Annotated in this window: 15 protein-coding genes; 7 read left to right on the top strand and 8 right to left on the bottom strand. The window is 62.6% G+C overall.

The window, feature by feature from the left end; translation table 11 throughout:
• Positions 1-579, bottom strand: a 579-nt coding sequence (locus EOA36_RS08590) for an AraC family ligand binding domain-containing protein (RefSeq protein WP_189553150.1), incomplete at its 3' end; no start/stop codon positions are given.
• Between the two features lie 213 nt (positions 580-792).
• On the opposite strand from EOA36_RS08590, the gene EOA36_RS08585 reads away from it, so the two are divergent.
• From EOA36_RS08585 to EOA36_RS08560, 6 genes are all read left to right on the top strand, one after another.
• Entirely contained in the window at positions 793-2259 is a 1467-nt protein-coding gene (locus EOA36_RS08585; protein WP_127276824.1) for an alpha-glucosidase/alpha-galactosidase, read from the top strand.
• A gap of 152 nt (positions 2260-2411) precedes the next feature.
• The gene (locus EOA36_RS08580) at positions 2412-4493 is read left to right on the top strand and encodes an ABC transporter substrate-binding protein (RefSeq protein WP_127276822.1); all 2082 of its coding nucleotides are present in this window, start codon (positions 2412-2414) and stop codon (positions 4491-4493) included.
• A 134-nt stretch (positions 4494-4627) separates the two neighbouring features.
• A complete protein-coding gene (locus EOA36_RS08575) occupies positions 4628-5635 on the top strand; it encodes an ABC transporter permease (protein WP_127276820.1) in 1008 nt (335 codons plus the stop codon).
• A complete protein-coding gene (locus EOA36_RS08570) occupies positions 5636-6772 on the top strand; it encodes an ABC transporter permease (protein ID WP_127276818.1) in 1137 nt (378 codons plus the stop codon).
• 10 nt (positions 6773-6782) lie between these two features.
• The gene (locus EOA36_RS08565) at positions 6783-8450 is read left to right on the top strand and encodes an ABC transporter ATP-binding protein (protein ID WP_127276816.1); all 1668 of its coding nucleotides are present in this window, start codon (positions 6783-6785) and stop codon (positions 8448-8450) included.
• 19 nt (positions 8451-8469) lie between these two features.
• Positions 8470-9840 (top strand): alpha-glucosidase/alpha-galactosidase, encoded by a 1371-nt coding sequence (locus EOA36_RS08560; protein ID WP_127276814.1) that lies wholly within the window; start codon positions 8470-8472, stop codon positions 9838-9840.
• Positions 9841-9862: 22 nt separating this feature from the next.
• Here the strand turns inward: EOA36_RS08560 and EOA36_RS08555 are convergent, their stop codons facing one another.
• The 4 genes from EOA36_RS08555 to EOA36_RS08540 all read right to left on the bottom strand — a co-directional run bounded on the left by EOA36_RS08555 (position 9863) and on the right by EOA36_RS08540 (position 13861).
• A complete protein-coding gene (locus EOA36_RS08555) occupies positions 9863-10864 on the bottom strand; it encodes an ABC transporter permease (RefSeq protein WP_127276812.1) in 1002 nt (333 codons plus the stop codon).
• Positions 10865-10880: 16 nt separating this feature from the next.
• Positions 10881-11669: an ATP-binding cassette domain-containing protein gene (locus tag EOA36_RS08550; RefSeq protein WP_210212409.1), complete on the bottom strand. Its 789-nt coding sequence runs from the start codon at positions 11667-11669 to the stop codon at positions 10881-10883.
• On the bottom strand, positions 11669-12622 hold the full coding sequence (locus tag EOA36_RS08545; RefSeq protein ID WP_127276810.1) for a sugar ABC transporter substrate-binding protein: 954 nt from the start codon (positions 12620-12622) through the stop codon (positions 11669-11671). Before EOA36_RS08545 ends, EOA36_RS08550 begins: the two co-directional genes overlap by 1 nt.
• Before the next feature lie 111 nt (positions 12623-12733).
• Positions 12734-13861, bottom strand: a complete 1128-nt coding sequence (locus EOA36_RS08540; RefSeq protein ID WP_189343531.1) for an SGNH/GDSL hydrolase family protein — start codon at positions 13859-13861, stop codon at positions 12734-12736.
• Between the two features lie 211 nt (positions 13862-14072).
• Between EOA36_RS08540 and EOA36_RS08535 the strand changes: the two genes are divergently transcribed.
• Complete coding sequence (locus tag EOA36_RS08535) at positions 14073-15278, top strand: ROK family transcriptional regulator (RefSeq protein ID WP_127276806.1); 1206 nt, start codon at positions 14073-14075, stop codon at positions 15276-15278.
• Between the two features lie 32 nt (positions 15279-15310).
• Here EOA36_RS08535 and yacG read toward each other — a convergent pair whose 3' ends face one another.
• Genes yacG through infA form a run of 3 tightly spaced genes read right to left on the bottom strand, consistent with a single transcriptional unit; the run spans position 15311 to position 16368 of the window.
• Positions 15311-15508, bottom strand: coding sequence for a DNA gyrase inhibitor YacG (gene yacG / locus EOA36_RS08530; protein ID WP_127276804.1), 198 nt, complete (start codon positions 15506-15508; stop codon positions 15311-15313).
• The gene (locus EOA36_RS08525; protein WP_127276802.1) at positions 15505-16131 is read right to left on the bottom strand and encodes a Maf-like protein; all 627 of its coding nucleotides are present in this window, start codon (positions 16129-16131) and stop codon (positions 15505-15507) included. The genes yacG and EOA36_RS08525 overlap by 4 nt, the downstream gene beginning before the upstream one ends.
• A gap of 18 nt (positions 16132-16149) precedes the next feature.
• On the bottom strand, positions 16150-16368 hold the full coding sequence (infA, locus tag EOA36_RS08520; RefSeq protein WP_006329283.1) for a translation initiation factor IF-1: 219 nt from the start codon (positions 16366-16368) through the stop codon (positions 16150-16152).
• Between the last annotated feature and the right edge of the window lie 205 nt (positions 16369-16573).

Below are 16573 nucleotides of genomic sequence, written 5' to 3'. Positions count from 1 at the left end.
GTCGAGATTGGCGTTGATGTGATCGATGACAGGTTGCATGGCGCTCTGTTTTTCGGCAAAGGCGTGCGAGCCGAACACATCGTCATAAAGCGCCATCGCGGCCTCGTAGGCGATGGCCGAAGCAGCACCTGGCGAAGCGGCCCCCTTGATGAGACGCAGGCTGCAATCGGCGAGATGGTCGATCGTCGCCGGCTGCAGCCGAAAGACCGGCCCCGACACGTCGAGGATCGATTTGTGGATGCGCAACGCCTCCTCGCCGTTCATCGAGATCCAGAAATATTCCCACCGCTCGTCCTTGGCCAGCCAGTAGCGGTGGTTGTGCGGCACCAGCACCAGAAGCGTGTCGTTCGTCTGCAGGCGGTAGTCGCGGTTCTCGTAGCGCAGCCGGCCGGTGCCGCTGATCGTGTGCTGGAGCACGGTGAACGGCGTCTGGCCGCGCTTGCGCCCATCCCAGTCATAGGTCACGTCCTCGCGTAACTCATAGCCTGTGCTCGTCGGCATGGCATGCAGGCGCTGGCGGCCGCGCGGCAGCGAGACCGTCCGCATCGATTGTCCGTTGGCGATCAAATCACGCAGCACAAAATTACCCCTGAAAGCATAATCCTTCTCTGGCCGTGACCGCGAATAAGCGCATAATCCCGCCTCGAAGAACGCGAACAACCCGCGATCGAGGAGCGGGCGGGAGGAAAGAAAGCCGGATTCCGGCTTGAATGGCATGCACACCAAGGCGTGTGGCCATTTTCCTCCCTTGCTGCTCCTTGCCTAGCATTCGATTGGATCGAGGTGAAGGTGATGAGTTTCAAAATCGCTATTATCGGCGCCGGCAGCGTCGGTTTCACCAAGAAGCTGTTCACCGACATTCTGTGCGTGCCGGAATTCAAGGACATTGAATTCGCCCTGACCGACGTCAGCGAGCACAATCTGGGGATGATCAAGGCGATCCTCGACAGGATCGTCGAGGCGAACGGATTGCCGACCAGGGTGACCGCGACAACAGACCGCCGCAAGGCAATCGAGGGCGCGCGCTATATCATCAGCTGCGTGCGGGTCGGCGGCCTCGAAGCCTATGCCGACGATATCCGCATTCCCCTGAAATACGGCATCGACCAGTGCGTCGGCGACACGATCTGCGCCGGCGGCATCCTGTACGGCCAGCGCAACATTCCGGTGATCCTGGATTTCTGCCGGGATATTCGCGAGGTTGCCGAGACGAACGCGAAATTCCTCAACTACGCCAACCCGATGGCGATGAACACCTGGGCGGCGATCGAATACGGCAAGGTTGACACGGTTGGGCTCTGCCACGGCGTCCAGCACGGCGCCGAACAGATCGCCGAGGTGCTGGGCGCGAAATCGCCTGGGGAACTCGACTATGTCTGTTCCGGCATCAACCACCAGACCTGGTTCATCGAGCTCAGGCTAAACGGGCGTGAAATCGGCAAGGACGAACTGGTCGCCGCCTTCGAGGCGCACCCGGTCTATTCCCGGCAGGAAAAGCTGCGCATCGATGTGCTGAAGCGCTTCGGCGTCTATTCCACCGAAAGCAACGGACATCTCTCCGAATATCTGCCCTGGTACCGCAAGCGTCCCGACGAGATCACCCGCTGGATCGACATGTCGGACTGGATCCACGGCGAGACCGGCGGCTACCTCCGTTATTCCACGGAAACCCGCAACTGGTTCGAGACCGAATATCCGCAGTTCCTCGAAGCGGCGTCGAAGCCGATCGATCCGCAAAAGCGCTCCAACGAGCATGCCAGCCACATATTGGAGGCGCTGGAGACCAACCGCGTCTATCGTGGCCACTTCAACGTCAAGAACGACGGCGTGATCACCAATCTGCCACGCGACGCCATCATCGAGTCGCCCGGCTTCGTCGACCGCTTCGGCATCAACATGGCCGCCGGCATCACGCTGCCGGAAGCCTGTGCCGCCACTTGCATGGCCTCGATCAACGTCCAGCGCATGTCGGTCCATGCCGCCATATCTGGCGACATCGATCTTCTGAAGCTTGCCGTGCTGCACGATCCGCTGGTCGGCGCCGTGTCGACGCCCGAGGAGGTTTGGCAGATGGTCGACGAAATGGTCGTCGCCCAGGCGCAATGGCTGCCGCAATATGCCCATGCGGTTCCGGCGGCCAAGGAGCGACTGTCGAAATCCGCGGTCAAGACCCGCGAATGGGCGGGTGCCGCGCGGCGAAGCGTGCGCTCGATCGAGGAATTGCGCGCCGAAAAGGCCGCGCTGAAACAGGCCGGCTGAAAACCGGGCGCGCCAGTGGATCCAGGGAGGCAGGTCCACCGCAGTCAGGCGTGCGGGAGCAATTCCAGGAGAAGGGTGAATCTCCGTCCGGAATTGCTTCGAGGCCTAACAGGACGAGCAGCAGCAGACGTCTGAACACGAGGGAGGAGACCATGAGGAACCTACGCAGCATTGGCATTGCCGCTGGACTGGCGCTGAGCGTCTCCGTTCCGGCGCTCAGCGCTTTCGCTTCCGAACCGACCGTGCCGCCGGTCCCGGCGACGTTTCCGGCCGAGGGCAAGATCAAATACGTGGCGCGCGACTCCGTCCTGGAGTTCAAGGCGCTGCCCGAGTATCACGAGCCCGGCTGGGTGACGGAAAAATACGTCAAGGCCGGCAAGCTGCCGCCGGTGAAAGACCGGCTGCCGAAAGAGCCGCTGGTCTTCAAGACCGCCAACATGCCGGACGGTATCGGCGTCTATGGCGATACGATGCGCCACGTCATCGGCGGCCGGCCGGAAGGCTGGAACTACGGCGCCGGCCAGACCCAGGGCTGGGGCGGCATCGACATCGGCCTTTCCGAGTGCCTGACGCGCACCGCACCGCTGTTCCAGGTCGAGGCGAAGGACACCGAGCCGCTGCCCAACCTCGCCAAAAGCTGGGACTGGTCGGCCGATGGTCACAAGCTGACCATGCATCTCGTCGAGGGCGCCAAATGGTCCGACGGCGTGCCATTCAACGCCGACGACGTCATGTTCTACTGGGACGACGAGGTCATGGATCCCAACGTCTCGCCGCTCAATGGCGCCACCCAGGAAACCTTTGGCGTCGGCACGACGCTCAAGAAGATCGACGACTACACCGTCGAGTGGACCTTCAAGGACGCCTTCCCGAAGCAGCACCTCTACGCAATGGCCTATGGCACGTTCTGCCCCGGTCCCGCGCACATCTTGAAGCCGCAGCACCCGAAATATTCGAAGAACACCTACGACCAGTTCAAGAACGCCTTCCCGCCGGAATATATGAACATGCCCGTCATGGGCGCCTGGGTGCCGGTCGAATATCGGGCCGACGACATCATCGTCATGCGGCGCAATCCCTACTATTGGAAGGTGGACGAGAAGGGCAACCAGCTGCCCTATCTCAACGAGCTGCATTACAAACTGTCGACCTGGGCCGACCGCGACGTTCAGGCGGTCGCCGGCGCAGGCGATTTCTCCAATCTCGAGCAGCCGGAAAATTTCGTTGCCTCCCTGAAGCGCGCGGCCGAGCCGAATGCGCCGGCGCGTCTGGCCTTCGGCCCACGGCTGATCGGCTACAATCTGCGCCTGAACTTTTCCGCCAATGGCTGGGGCAACCCCGATGAGCGCGGCCAAGCGATCCGCGAACTGAACCGCAACGAGGATTTCCGCAAGGCCGTCACCATGGCGCTTGACCGCAAGGCGCTGGGCGATTCCCTCGTCAAGGGGCCGTTCACCGCGATCTATCCAGGCGGCCTCTCCTCCGGCACCAGCTTCTACGACCGCAAATCCACCGTCTACTATCCTTTCGACCTCGAGGGCGCCAAGGCCGAACTCGCCAAGGCCGGTCTGAAGGACACAGACGGCGACGGCTTCGTCAACTTTCCAGCCGGCACCGCCGGCGGCAAGAACGTCGAAATCGTGATGCTGGTCAACAACGACTACACGACCGACAAGAGCCTCGCCGAAGGCGTGGTGGCGCAGATGGAGAAGCTTGGCCTCCGGATCGTGCTCAACGGGCTTAACGGCACGCAGCGCGATGCCACCCAATATTCAGGCCGCTTCGACTGGCTGATCCGACGCAATGAGCAGGAGCTGACCTCCGTGGTGCAGAACACCGTGCAGCTCGCTCCAGTCGGCCCCAAGACCAGCTGGGATCATCGCGCGCCGGAAAGCGGCGAGGTCGATCTGATGCCTTTCGAGAAGGACCTCGTCGACATCGTCAACAAATTCGTCTCGTCGGCGGATAACAACCAGCGCGCCAGTCTGATGCGGGACTTCCAGAAGATCTCGACCGAGCACGTCTACAATATCGGCCTGACGGAATATCCCGGCGCCTTGATCGTCAACAAGCGCTTCTCGAACATTCCGCAGGGCACGCCGATCTTCATGTTCAACTGGGCCGAGGATTCGATCATCCGCGAACGGGTCTTCGTCGCGGCCGACAAGCAGGCGAAATATGAATTGTTCCCGGAAGAGCTTCCCGGCAAGCCTGGAGACAAGGGTCCGATGTAAGATTAAAGGCCCGATGTAAGTTTACCTCCCTGACTGAGAGAAACCCGGCCGCGCCGCTGGCGCGGCCGGGACAAACCAACCCTCCGAGCGCCCCTCCAGGGGAGCGTCCGGCGAGATGAGGAAGCGGACCGTCGATGTTGCGATTCCTGCTCACGCGCATAGCGTCGGCAATACCGGTTCTCGCTATTCTGAGCCTCGTCACCTTTGCCATCATCCAGGCGCCGCCTGGCGACTACGCCGATTACATTCGCTCGCAGCTGATCAACCAGGGCGGGGCCTCCTTCGCCGAGGCCGACGCTCAAGCCCAGGCCTATCGCGTCGAACACGGCCTCGATAAGCCGCTGCCCGTCCAGTATCTCAACTGGATCGGCGGCATCGTCACCCGCGGCGATTTCGGCTACAGCCTCTATTACAACAAGCCAGTGGCCGAGGTCGTCGGCGAGCGCCTGCCGCGCACGCTGCTGCTGGCGCTGGTCTGCCATCTGCTCGCCTCGGTGCTGGGCATCACCTTCGGCATATGGGCGGCGACCCGGCAATACACCTGGATCGACTCGACGCTTTCGGCCATCTCTTTCCTCGGTATGACGGTGCCGCGCTTCCTGATGGCGCTGATCATCGTCTATCTCCTCGTCTTCCAGTTCAACGTCTCGGAGATCGGCTCATTCTTCTCGCCGCAATATGGCGGCGCGCCATGGTCGTGGGCCAAGTTCGTCGACCTGGTCAAGCATGTCTGGCCGGTGGTGGCGATCGCCACCTTCGGCGGCCTCGCCTACAATATGCGCGTCATGCGCGGCAATCTGCTCGACACGCTCAACGCGCAATATGTCGAGACAGCCAAGGCCAAGGGCCTGACCGGCAGCGCCGTCGTCATGCGCCACGCCGTGCCCAACGCACTGCACCCGCTGGTCATGTATCAGGGCGTGGTGCTGCCCTATATGCTGACCGGCGAGATCGAGACGGCGATCATCTTCGCGCTGCCGACCGTCGGTCCGGCGATCGTCGGCTCGATGGCGGTCGGCGATGTCTATGTCACCGCCACCTTCATGATGGTGCTGTCGGCGACGCTGATCGTCGGCAACATCATCGCCGACATGCTGCTGGTCCTGCTTGATCCGCGCGTGCGCCAGTTCGGGGAGGGCTAGATGCTGGCGCGCGACCCTTCACCACCACCCTTGCCGGCCGAGCGAGCCACAGTGGCACCCGCGCGCGGCAATGAGAGCTACATGGCGCTTGTCTGGCGCCGGCTGAAGCGCTCCTGGACCGGTATGGCCGGACTTTGGCTGGTCGTGCTGCTCCTGGTCATGGCCGTTTTCGCCGAATTCCTGGCGCCGATGGATCCGAAGGCGACCGATGTCGGCTTCGCCCCGCCGCAGCTGCCTTCCTTCCACGACAAGGACGGCAATTTCGTCGCGCGGCCGAGGGTCTATGCGCTGGCCGATTCGGCCGATCTCGATCCGGTCACCTTTCAGCCCATCGTCGGTCCCGACTACGACCACCCAAGGCTGCTTGGCTTCTTCGTAGAGGGCGCGCCTTACAGGCTCTTCGGGCTGATCCCGGCGAACCGGCATTTCTTTGCCTCGACGGACGGCCAGCCGGTGCATTTCCTCGGCACCGATAAATTCGGCCGCGATGTGCTGTCGCGCGCCATCCACGGCTCGCGCGTTTCGCTGATGATCGCGCTGACGGTCGTCTTCATCATCACCGTCATCGGCACCACAGTCGGCATGGTGTCAGGCTATTTCGGCGGCCGGTTCGATGTCTGGATGCAGCGCTTCGTCGAATTGGTGCTGGCCTTCCCGCAACTGCCGCTCTATCTCGCGCTGACGACGCTGATCCCGGTCACCGCGCCGACCAATGTGTTCCTCGCCTTCGTCATCATCGTCATGTCGGCGCTCGGCTGGGCACAGATGTCGCGCGAGGTGCGCGGCAAGACACTGGCGCTGGCGCGCATCGAATATGTGCGCGCCGCCATGGCGGTCGGGGCCACCGACCAGCGCATCATCCTGCAGCACATCTTCCCCAATGTGATGAGCCATGTGATCGTCGCCGTGACGCTGGCGATCCCGACGGTGGTGCTGCTGGAATCCTTCCTCGGTTTCCTCGGCTTCGCCGTCAAGCCGCCGCTGATCTCCTGGGGCCTGATGCTGCAGGACACCGCGACCTATTCGGTCATCGGCACCTATCCCTGGATCCTGTCACCGGTCGGTTTCGTGCTCGTCACCGTGTTCGCCTTCAACGCGCTGGGCGACGGCCTGCGCGACGCCGTCGATCCGTATTGAGGGGACCGGGATGACCATCGTACTCGCCGAGCCCTTCGCACCAGCCTTCCGCCTCGACCATGATGGGCGCCAGGGAGAGCCCGTCATCGACGCCCGCAACATCGAGGTCGCCTTCAAGGTCGAACACGGCGTGGTCGAAGCGGTCAAGGACATCTCGTTCCAGCTCTATCGCGGCGAGACGATCGCGATCGTCGGCGAATCCGGTTCCGGCAAGTCGGTGACGGCGCGCACCGTCATGGGCCTGCTGTCGCGGCGGGCCACCGTGTCGCCGAAATCGAGCATCTGTTACGACGGACAGGACATCCTGAAATTCCCCGAGAGCGCCCGGCGCAAGCTGCGCGGCAACCGCATCTCGATGATCTTCCAGGAGCCGATGAGCTCGCTCAACCCGATCTATACGGTCGGCAGCCAGATCGTCGAGGCGATCAGGGTGCATCGCAAGGTGAGCCGCAAGCAAGCCTGGGCGCGGGCGCTCGAACTTTTGCGGCATGTGCAGATCCCCGAACCCGAAGCGCGGCTCAAGCAATATCCCCACCAGCTCTCGGGCGGGCAGCGCCAGCGCGTGATGATCGCCATGGCGCTCGCCAACAATCCCGACGTGCTGATCGCCGACGAGCCGACGACCGCGCTCGACGTCACGGTGCAGGCCCAAATCCTCAACCTGATCCGCAATCTGCAGAAAGAGCTGCGGATGGCGGTGATCCTGATCACCCATGATCTCACCGTGGTGCGCAAGTTTTCCGACTATGTCTATGTGATGCAGCATGGCGAAATGTGCGAGCACAACGTCACCGAACGGCTGTTCGCCGATCCGCGGCATCCCTATACCCAGCGGCTGCTTGCCTCGGAGCCAAGGGGACGCCCGCAACCGTTGCCGGAGGGCTCAGGCACCATCCTCGAGGCGGATGGCGTGCGCGTCTGCTTCATGCTGCGCCATGGCACGTTTCTCAAACCGGACTGGCGTGAACTGGTCGCGGTCGACGATCTCGATCTCAAGCTTTGCCGCCACGAGACGCTGGGACTGGTCGGCGAATCCGGTTCCGGCAAGACCACCTTCGGCCAGGCGTTGCTGCGGCTGACCGACGCCAAACGCGGCGAGATCCGTTTCGACGGCCAGCCGATCCATGGCCTGTCGCGGACGCAGATGCGGCCGCTGCGCTCGCGCATGCAGATCGTCTTCCAGGACCCGTTCTCCTCGCTCAACCCGCGCATGACGATCGGCCAGATCATCGAGGAAGGGCTGATCGTCAACAGCATCGGCGCCACGTGGCGCGAGCGGGTCGAGCGGGTGCGCGAGGCGCTGGTCAGCGCCGGCATGCCGGGCGATATCCTGTCGCGGTTTCCGCATGAATTCTCCGGTGGCCAGCGCCAGCGTATCGCGATTGCGCGGGCCATCGCGCTCGAACCCGAATTCATCCTGCTCGACGAGCCGACATCGGCGCTCGACCTGTCCGTCCAGGCGCAGATCATCGATCTCTTGCGCAAGTTGCAGGACGAGCGCGGCTTGAGCTACCTGTTCATCTCGCACGACCTGAAGGTGGTGCGCGCGCTGTGCCACCGCGTCATCGTCATGCAGCACGGCAAGATCGTCGAGCAGGGACCCGTCGACGAGGTCCTCACCAATCCCAAGACCGCCTACACCGAACGGCTCGTCAGGGCCGCATTCGACGTGGCCTGAACACATGCCGGAGGTTAACGTGGCAAGACATCCCAGGATCACTTTCATCGGCGCCGGTTCGACGGTGTTCATGAAGAACATCGTCGGCGACGTGCTGCAGCGGCCGGCGCTTTCGGGCGCCACGATCGCGCTGATGGACATCAACCCGCAGCGGCTGGAAGAAAGCGCGGTCGTCGTCAACAAGCTGATCGCCACGCTTGGCGTCAAGGCGAAGGCCGAGACCTGCACGGACCAGCGCAAGGCGCTGGCGGGCGCCGATTTCGTCGTCGTCGCCTTCCAGATCGGCGGCTATGAGCCCTGCACCGTCACCGATTTCGAGGTGCCGAAGACGTACGGCCTGCGCCAGACCATCGCTGATACGCTCGGCGTTGGCGGCATCATGCGCGGCCTCAGGACCGTGCCGCATCTGTGGAAGATCTGCGAGGACATGCTCGCCGTCTGCCCGCGGGCGATCATGCTGCAATATGTCAACCCGATGGCGATCAACACCTGGGCGATATCGGAGAAATATCCCGAGATCCGGCAGGTCGGATTGTGCCACTCGGTGCAAGGCACGGCCATGGAACTGGCGCACGACCTCGACCTTCCCTACAACGAGATTCGTTACCGCTCGGCCGGTATCAACCACATGGCCTTCTATCTGAAGTTCGAGCATCGCCAGCCGGACGGATCCTACCGCGATCTTTATCCCGACCTGGTGCGCGCCTATCGCGAGGGCCGCGCGCCGAAGCCCGGCTGGAACCCGCGCTGTCCTAACAAGGTGCGCTACGAGATGCTGACCCGGCTGGGCTATTTCGTCACCGAAAGCTCGGAGCATTTCGCCGAATACACGCCCTATTTCATCAAGGACGGCCGCCCCGATCTGATCGAGAAATACGGCATTCCGCTCGATGAATATCCCAAGCGCTGCGTCGAGCAGATCGAGCGCTGGAAGGACCAGGCACAGGCCTACCGCTCGGCCCAGCGCATCGAGGTCGAGGAGTCCAAGGAGTATGCCTCCTCGATCATGAATTCAGTCTGGACCGGCGAGCCGTCGGTGATCTACGGCAATGTCCGCAACAATGGCTGCATCACCTCGCTGCCCCGCGATTGCGCCGCCGAAGTGCCGTGCCTGGTCGACGCGTCCGGCATTCAGCCGACCTATATAGGCGACCTGCCGCCACAACTGACGGCGCTGATCCGTACCAACATCAATGTCCAGGAACTGACGGTGCGGGCGCTGATGACGGAAAACCGCGAACACATCTACCACGCGGCGATGATGGATCCGCACACGGCGGCCGAACTCGACCTCGACCAGATCTGGTCGCTGGTCGATGATCTCTTGGCCGCCCACGGCGACTGGCTGCCGGCCTGGGCGCGGACAAGCCGCAAGACCCACGCGGCCTGAGCAGGGCAACTCCGGGAAGACCTCACCGGCGGCGCTTGTACAGACGTTCCCTGCGCATGTGATCAACCGCCACTGCGCAGATAAGGATCGCGCCGATGATGATGCTGTTGTATTGGGGCGGCACGCTGGCAACGATGAGGGCGTTATCGATCGCCGATAGCAAGAGGGCCCCGACCGCAACGCCGGTGATTGTGCCCAAGCCTCCGAGCAAGCTTATACCCCCTATGAGCACGGCCGTGACGACCGAGAGTGTGACCGAGGGTCCGCCGGCGGCAACTTGGCCACTTCCAACGCGCGCAGCGTAGATGACACCGGCAAGGCCGGCGGTGGCGCCGGCGGTGACGTAGAGGATCGTATCGAGCCTGTTGACCTTGAGGCCGTTGGCGATCGCGGCCTTGCGATTGCCACCCAGCGCGCGTGTCTCGACACCGAACGGCGTCTGCTCGAGCAGGAACCAGAAAAGCAGTCCCAGCGCGATGGCATAGAGAACGATGTAGGGGACGCCGAGCACGGCTCCCTGACCCAGGGCCTGAAACGTTTCGGGCAGCGGGACAATGTCTTCTCCGCCAGTGAATTGGACACATAGCCCGCCGACGATGAAGAATGTGCCGAGCGTCGCTATGATCGGAGGCACGTGCAGCCGCTCGATGATCACGCTGTTGACGTATCCGACGGCGGCACCAGCCGCCACGCCCGCCAGGACGGCGAGCGGCCAGGGCGCTCCCCACACCAACAACCACGCGCAGATGATGCCGCCAAGCGTAAAGACGGCGCCCACGGAGAAATCGAGCCCGCCTCCGATCATGAGCAGTGAAGCGCCGCAGCCCATGACGAAATAGATCACCGCCGCGCGGGCGATGTCGGTGAGATTTGCCGGGTTGAGGAATGCGGGGTTGCGAAGCGTGGCAACGATCCCAACCGCCACGATGACCGCCAGCAATGTCGTTTCCTGACGCAACATCAATTCCGAAAGGACACCTTGAGAGGCTGTCGAAGATTGGTGTTCTGCCTGTTCGCTGGCCACGGTCTGGTTCCCTCGTTCAGGCAAAAGTTGGATCGGAACTGGCAGTGTCGCCCTGGATCGCACCTGTAATCAGTCCGATGATTTCATCACGGCTGGTATCCTTGGTGCGTCGCGTCGCGACCGAGCGCCCCAGCCGCATGACAGTGATGCTGTCGCTGTTGCGGAACACGAAATCCATGTCGTGGCTGATGCAGATGACGGCTTTCCCCTGCTGCCGGAGTTCGCCGAGGATTTCTCCCACATGGGCCGTCTCCCGGACTCCCAGTGCCGCGGTCGGCTCGTCGAGAAGCATGATCGGAAGATCCATCCGAACCGCACGGGCTATGGCGACGATTTGACGTTCGCCACCAGAAAGGAGCCCGATCTGCGTGCGGACCGAGCCGACCCTTATCTTCAGGTCGTCCAGCACCTTGGCGGCTTCCGTCTCCATGCGGCGACGGTCCAGCCGGAAGCGCCCCCTGCGCGGAATGGCTCCCAAAGCCATGTTCGTGGCGATGTCCAGGCATTCGACAAGGGCGAGGTCCTGATGAACAACCGAGATGCCGAGGTGATGGGCCGCCGACGCGTCCCGTATCTCAACCGACTTTCCGCCCAGTCGCAGTTGCCCCTGATCCGGACGGAAAATCCCGCACATGATCTTGAGCGTGGTCGACTTGCCCGCGCCATTGTCGCCGACAATGGCATGGATTTCGGCCACCCCGGCGGTGATATCGACATTCGACAACGCCTTGACGTTGCCGAACGACTTGCCCACCCCGCGCATCTCCAGCGCGGGTGCCGGAATGTCCGGCTGGGCGATTGCCATCACTGCCATCCCTTGGCGAGATACGCCTTGTAGTCGCTCGCGTCGAACATGCGCACGCCAACATCGATCTGCGGCTGAACCGCCTCGCCGCGAGCGATGGCCGCGACGGAATCGACCATTTTGGAACCTGCCGTGCAGAGATCCTGCAGCATCAACTTGTAGACGGTGCCGTCGGCAAGTCCTTGCTCGCCCCCACCTGCCGTCCCGTTGGCGACGAATACGACCTTGCCGGTCAGGCCTTTTGACTTGATGGCAGCGGTCCCGCCCTGCGTGGCGGTTCCCATATGCGAGGCGATGACGTTGACCTCGGGATGCGCCGTCAAAAGGGCATTGGCCTGGTCAAGCGCCTTGCTGGCATCGTCGTTGGTGTAGACCACAGCGGACACGGTGACGTTCTGGGTCTTCGCGGCCGCCGCGGTGAACCCGTCGACGAAGGCTTTGGCCGCGCCGCTTGGTCCCTGCGCCATCAGCCCGACATGCTGCGGCCCCTCGCGCTTTGCTATCGCTTCGACAAAGATTTCGCCGACCCGTGTGAAGTTCGCACCGATGTTCACGTTCGAACCGGATTCCGTTCCGGAAGCACCATAGAACGTGCCGACCATGATGCCGGCCTTCCCCGCCTGCTGGAGCACGGGAACAAATCCCGCCGTCGCCGGAAAAGTCAGTATCGCTCCCGCCTTGTTGGCGATGCCCTGCTGAATTTGCTGAATCATGACGGTGGCATCGAGATTGCCGGTGGTCGGACCGGATTCGGTCGTGGGAATGTTCAGCTCCTTCGCCCGATTGGCGACGCAGTCGCCGATCAGCCGCCACGCCGGATATTTGGGCAGCGGGTTGACGAAAAGGATCGAGGAAAGGTCCGCCGCTCCAGCAGCCGCTGGTCCGAAGGCGGTGAAGGCACTCAATGTGCATGCCAGCGCTATGCGCGACAACCGCAGACTATTGGTTCGCATGAAATCCTCCCATTGACGCTTGCAGTCACGGCTCGCCAGCGTTCGAGGACGTTATGCAACAAACAATGGCGGGTGTCAATAATAAGTCATAATGACTTACTAATTGTTCGCCTATTCGAACAGGGCCATGTCGATGGCTTGCGCCATGGCCCTGTAGCCTGCGTCGCTCGGGTGGATGTGATCGCCGCAATCATAGGCTGGGAGAAGCCTGGTTGGCCGGCCGGGATCGCGAACGGCGGCATCAAAGTCGACAAAGCCGTAAACGCCCTCGGCCTTTCGGATCCATGCATTGACGGCGCCGCGAACCTTCTCTTTCTCGGGCGTGTAGAAATCGCCGACCGGCGATTCCGATGTTGTTCCTTCGAATGGGGTCAGGGTCCCCAGTATGACGCGAATGCCGGCAGTCTCGGCGCGCACGGCAAGCTGCCGGATCGCCGATATGATTTGTTTTGCCGTTACGGCCTCATCGGCGCCCGCAAGCGCGGTGTTGGGCCAGCCTATGTCGTTGACGCCCTCCAGAATGATGAGATGCGACACCCTGGGCAGGCTGAGCACATCGCGGTCGAACCGCTCCAAAGCCTTCGTGCCGCGGCGATTGCTCAGAAGCCGGTTGCCGCCGATACCAAGATTGAGCACGGCCAGGTCCTGCGTCGCGGTGCCGGCGCTGAGCCGCTCGCTCAGAATGTCCGGCCACCGCCTGTCGCCGTCTATCTGCGAGCCGTAGCCGTCGGTGATGGAGTCGCCGAAGCAGGCAATCGCGCGCGATCCTTCCTTTGCGTCGACATAGATGGCTGAAGCGAAGTAGCGGCTGGTGGTGGTTTGCTGAAGCGGCAGGAGTTCGGAGGCGGCGAAATTCCCCGGTATGGATATGAATGCCGTCTGCTGCGCCTCGTAATGATGGGTTTCCACCGGAAGATGGCCGCTCACATAGAAACTCAAGGCAAGCCGGGACAGCGCGGGCGTTGCCAGTTCCACGGGATCGCTGAACAGTGGAGCGCCCGGCGCAATCGAGGCGGTCGCCTCGCCGCCAAAGGTGAGGGGGCGGCTTGTCAGGGGCTGGATGGCTCCGTCCTCGCCCGCAAGTGCGACGTGCGCCGCGTTGATGACGATCGGTGCGCTGCCGAACTCGTTCGACACCCGTATCCTTAACCGCCGGCCTCCGACGCTGATGCGGGCAATCTCGCGAACCGTCTGGTTGTAGAACCCTGGGATCACCATGTCGGCGGCCCAGATATTCATAGGGCTGGCAGTCCATGATGCGATCCAGTCGCCGCGTATCATCTTCGCTTCCCTCGTCTTTGGTCCATGCCAGCTACTTTCAGGTCGCAGACCAAGTCAATAGGTAATTTCGATTGACTTATTTGCCCTCCTCCTGCAAATCCTTGCCAAGGGTCGTATCTGCGTCCGCCAACACCAAGGTCGGCGGGCGCGTCCTTATTGGGGTATCACTGTGACCGGACGTATAGGTGGCGCAAGCTCTGCCCGAACGAGCCCGAACGGTATTTATTCAGGTTACAGGGGCGCGAACCAGGTCGGCCTCCGCGCGTCGAATGAACGTCTTGCCCTGTCGCTGATCAGGATACACGGTCAACTGTCCAAAGCTCAGATCGCCGAGATCACCGGGCTCACCAAGCAGACCGCGTCCGTCATCGTCCGCTCCCTCGAGGCGGAAGGACTGCTGGTGGCGGGAAGGCCCGTCAAAGGCAAGGTCGGACAGCCGTCGGTCCCGATGTCGATCAATCCCGAGGGAGCGCTGTTTCTTGGCCTGCGGCTGGGGCTGCGCCATGCGGACATCGCACTGGTCGATTTTGTCGGCGGGGTCCTGGAGCAGCGAAGGCTGTCGTACGGCGCGGGCGAAATGGGTGAAATAGCACGCATCGCATATACGGCGATTGCCGAGATGCGCTCGCGCCTGACCTCAGCCCAGCACGCGAGGCTGGAGGACATCGGCATAGCGGTAGCTTCGGATATTCTTGCGGCGGTTGCCAACGGCAAGGGCACGGACGGTCCGGAGAGCGCGTGGGCCGAGTTTGAGGACCTGGCCCTGCAGTTGGGCAAGGAAACACATCTATCGATCTATCTCGACCGGGATGCGGTGGCGGCATGCAGCGCGGAACTGGCCTATGGGCTGGCCGGAGGCGCGCCCGACTTCCTCTATATCTTCATCGGGCATTCGCTTGACGGAGGCATTGTCCAACATGGTCGGCTCGGCTTCTCGCGCCGCGATGCAAGGCCTGGGATCGGACGTATCCTGGTGCCATCTGCGACCGGCGGCGTGGCACCGCTCGGCACATCGGTTTCGGTTGACGATGTCGGCCTGGCGCCAGGGTCTCGCGCCCCTGACCCGCAACTCAGGAAATGGATTGAGGCAACCTCGTCCAGCATATCGCTGGCGGTCCATTCGGCGTCGGCGCTTGCCACATTCAGGGGCATCGTTCTGGACGGCCTCATGCCGCAATGGGTGAGAGCCGAGCTGGTGAGGGAGATCAGGGAAAAGCTCACGGCCATCGGCGCCAGCGATCTTGCGTCTCTCTTCGTCAGGGAGGGCACGTCGGACCGGCAGGCAGCCGGCCTTGGGGCGGCCTGCATTCCCCTCCTCGACAGATTCTTTTTGCAGTCGGACTCCAATGGCCCTGCGGGCTCGCCAGAAGCCTGATCGAAAGTCTGGCCCGCGCTGATGGCCTGGCCTTATTTTGGATCGTCGGCGTCGGGTTCTTCCTCGTCGTCGCGGGCCGAGATGACATAGGCGCCCTTCAGCCAGCGGTTGAGGTCGATGTCCTTGCAGCGCGTCGAGCAGAACGGATAGGTCTCGCGCGCCGACGGTTTGCCGCATTCGGGGCACGGGCGCTTGGGCCGCAGCGGCGTGACTTTGTCGTCCAGGCTCATGGTCGCGCGGACGACCAGTTTTGATGGGTCTTGAAACCTTCGCCCGACAGCAGCGTCGCCGTCTCATAGAGCGGCAGGCCGACGATGTTGGTGTAGGAGCCGACGAGCTTGACGACGAAGGAGCCGGCGAGGCCTTGCACGGCATAGCCGCCGGCCTTGCCGCGCCATTCGCCCGAGGCGACATACGCGTCGATCTCCTCGCGCGGCAGCCGCTTGAAACGCACCCGCGTCTCGACCAGCCGCTGGCGCAATTTGCCGCCCGGCGTGATCAGGCAGATGCCTGAATAGACCCGGTGAGAACGGCCGGACAAGAGCCCGAGGCAGTTGGCGGCATCGTCCAGCGTTTCGGCCTTGGGCAGGATGCGCCGCCCGACGGCAACCACCGTGTCGGCGGCCAGCACGAAACTCGGCGCATAGTCGGTCTCGGTCTTCAGCGACGCGTACGCCTTCTCGGCCTTTTCCTTCGACAAGCGCTTGGCCAGCGAGCGCGGGTGCTCGGCACGCAGCGGCGTTTCGTCGACATCGGCTGGCAGGATACGGTCAGGCTCGATGCCGGCCTGCTGCAAGAGTTCGATGCGGCGCGGCGAACCCGAGGCAAGCACCAGCTTTTGCAAAATGCTCATCGCGCTCGGGTCTTGATCTTACTTGAAACGGTAGGTGATGCGGCCCTTGGTCAGGTCGTATGGTGTCATTTCGACCAGAACCTTGTCGCCGGTCAGCACGCGGATGCGGTTCTTGCGCATGCGGCCGGCCGTATGGGCGATGATCTCGTGTTCGTTTTCGAGCTTCACCCTGAACATCGCGTTGGGCAACAATTCCGTGACGATACCCGGAAATTCGAGGACTTCTTCCTTCGGCATTCGATACCTTTGCTTGGATGGCAGTTTCGGCGCCTAGAGCATGATGCCGAGAAGTGTGAAGCGGTTTTCGGATCATGCTCTACTTCCGACTCTGGCCGGAATTTCGGCGGAACCTATATGATAATCGTTCGCTTGTGAACACGCTTAATCCGTCGCGTTTTTTGCTCCTGGAAGCAAAAAACGTCGGCCTATGCGCAACTTCAGC

This window comes from Mesorhizobium sp. M8A.F.Ca.ET.021.01.1.1, from assembly GCF_003998025.1.
In the GTDB taxonomy this organism is placed as follows: Bacteria; Pseudomonadota; Alphaproteobacteria; order Rhizobiales; family Rhizobiaceae; genus Mesorhizobium.
Note: the sequence above shows the minus strand (reverse complement) of the source record. Positions and strands in the feature narration are given on the sequence as shown.

Excerpts from the sequence above, each read along its gene's own strand:
- EOA36_RS08585 (WP_127276824.1), top strand. The coding sequence starts at position 793 with ATGAGTTTCAAAATCGCTATTATCGGCGCCGGCAGCGTCGGTTTCACC.
- EOA36_RS08580 (WP_127276822.1), top strand. The coding sequence starts at position 2,412 with ATGAGGAACCTACGCAGCATTGGCATTGCCGCTGGACTGGCGCTGAGC.
- EOA36_RS08575 (WP_127276820.1), top strand. The coding sequence starts at position 4,628 with ATGTTGCGATTCCTGCTCACGCGCATAGCGTCGGCAATACCGGTTCTC.
- EOA36_RS08570 (WP_127276818.1), top strand. The coding sequence starts at position 5,636 with ATGCTGGCGCGCGACCCTTCACCACCACCCTTGCCGGCCGAGCGAGCC.
- EOA36_RS08565 (WP_127276816.1), top strand. The coding sequence starts at position 6,783 with ATGACCATCGTACTCGCCGAGCCCTTCGCACCAGCCTTCCGCCTCGAC.
- EOA36_RS08550 (WP_210212409.1), bottom strand. The coding sequence starts at position 11,669 with ATGGCAATCGCCCAGCCGGACATTCCGGCACCCGCGCTGGAGATGCGC.
- EOA36_RS08545 (WP_127276810.1), bottom strand. The coding sequence starts at position 12,622 with ATGCGAACCAATAGTCTGCGGTTGTCGCGCATAGCGCTGGCATGCACA.
- EOA36_RS08540 (WP_189343531.1), bottom strand. The coding sequence starts at position 13,861 with ATGAATATCTGGGCCGCCGACATGGTGATCCCAGGGTTCTACAACCAG.
- yacG (WP_127276804.1), bottom strand. The coding sequence starts at position 15,508 with ATGAGCCTGGACGACAAAGTCACGCCGCTGCGGCCCAAGCGCCCGTGC.
- EOA36_RS08525 (WP_127276802.1), bottom strand. The coding sequence starts at position 16,131 with ATGAGCATTTTGCAAAAGCTGGTGCTTGCCTCGGGTTCGCCGCGCCGC.
- infA (WP_006329283.1), bottom strand. The coding sequence starts at position 16,368 with ATGCCGAAGGAAGAAGTCCTCGAATTTCCGGGTATCGTCACGGAATTG.